The sequence below is a fragment of the Variovorax sp. P1_H2 genome, from assembly GCF_056405295.1.
In genome coordinates, this window is sequence record NZ_JBFUCJ010000285.1 from 1 (window position 1) to 1331 (window position 1331).

2 protein-coding genes are annotated in these 1331 nt (G+C 65.7%); both read right to left on the minus strand.

Annotation, left to right across the window (positions count from 1 at the left end; genetic code table 11):
- Window positions 1-1120: methyl-accepting chemotaxis protein (locus tag AC1D2E_RS35885; protein ID WP_478201797.1), on the minus strand; the 1120-nt coding region annotated here is incomplete at its 3' end.
- Window positions 1121-1147: 27 nt separating this feature from the next.
- Window positions 1148-1331 (minus strand): chemotaxis protein CheW (locus tag AC1D2E_RS35890; protein WP_478201798.1); only part of this gene is annotated, 184 nt, incomplete at its 5' end.

Here is a 1331-nt window from a genome sequence, read left to right on the forward strand (position 1 = left end):
TGTTGGTCTGGAAGGCGATGCCGTCGATCACGCCGATGATGTCCACGATCTTGCGCGACGAGGCATTGATCGAGCCCATGGTGCCGACCACCTGGCTGACCACGCTGCCGCCCCTGACCGCCACCTCGGAGGCCGAGACGGCCAGCTGGTTGGCCTGGCGCGCGTTGTCGGCGTTCTGCTTGACCGTCGAAGTCAGCTCTTCCATCGACGCCGCCGTCTCTTCCAGCGAGCTGGCCTGCTCTTCGGTGCGCGAGGACAGGTCCTGGTTGCCGCTCGCGATCTGGCTCGACGCCGTCGCGATCGTGTCGGTGCCCGTGCGGACTTCGCCGACCACCTTCGCCAGGCTGTCGTTCATGTGCTTCAGTGCCTGCATCAGTTGCGCGGTCTCATCCCGGCCCTCGGTCTCGATGCGCGCGCTCAGGTCACCCGCAGCCACCGTCTCGGCCACCTTGACTGCCTTGCCCAGCGGACGCGTGATGCTGCGCGAGATGAGCCATGCGAAGACGCTGCCCATCAGCACCGCCAGGATGCCCAGGGACAGCGTCAGGCGAAAGCTGCGCTCGTTGGCCGCGTCGATGGCCAGGCTCATGTCGTCGATCGCCTGCCGCTCCATCGACAGCAGGTCCAGCACACGGCTTTCGTAGGCCTTGGCGGCCGGCTGGAACGACTCCTTGAAGGCACGCTCCGTCTCGGCCGCGTTGCCGCCGGCCTTCGCCTTGCCCACCACATCCTTGGCCGCCTGGTACTTCGCGCGAAGCTCGACGATCGACTTGAAGGTCGACTTCTCGCGCTCCGTCACCAGCAGCGACTCGACCTTGGCCATGGTCTCGCTGCCCTTCTTGACGCTGTCGGAGATCACCTCCGCGAACATGACGGGCAGCGTGTCGTCGGTGGTCTTGGCGATCATCGAGGTGCGCGCGATCGCCGAGTAGGTCAGCACGTACCAGTCGGAGATGAGCCGCTCCTTGGCCAGCGGACTTTGCATCATCTGGCGGGTGGCTTCCGCGTTGCTCCGCGCACTGACCAGGGCGGCAGCGGTCGAGAGGATCGTCAGACCCAGGACGATGGCGAATCCGATGGCAAGGCGTGTCCCGATGCGGACGTTCGACAGGAAGTTCATGATGGCGACCGGTGTGGAAGATTCGACTCAGGCCGCGGCAGCTTCGACGAGACCCATCTCGTCGCTGGACATCAGGCGGTCGATGTCCACCAGGATCAGCATCCGCTCGTCCAGCGTCCCCAGCCCGATCAGGTAGTCCGTGTCCAGCACCGACCCCATCGCCGGCGCCGGCTTGATCTGCTCCGCCGTCAGCGTGATCACGTCCGACACG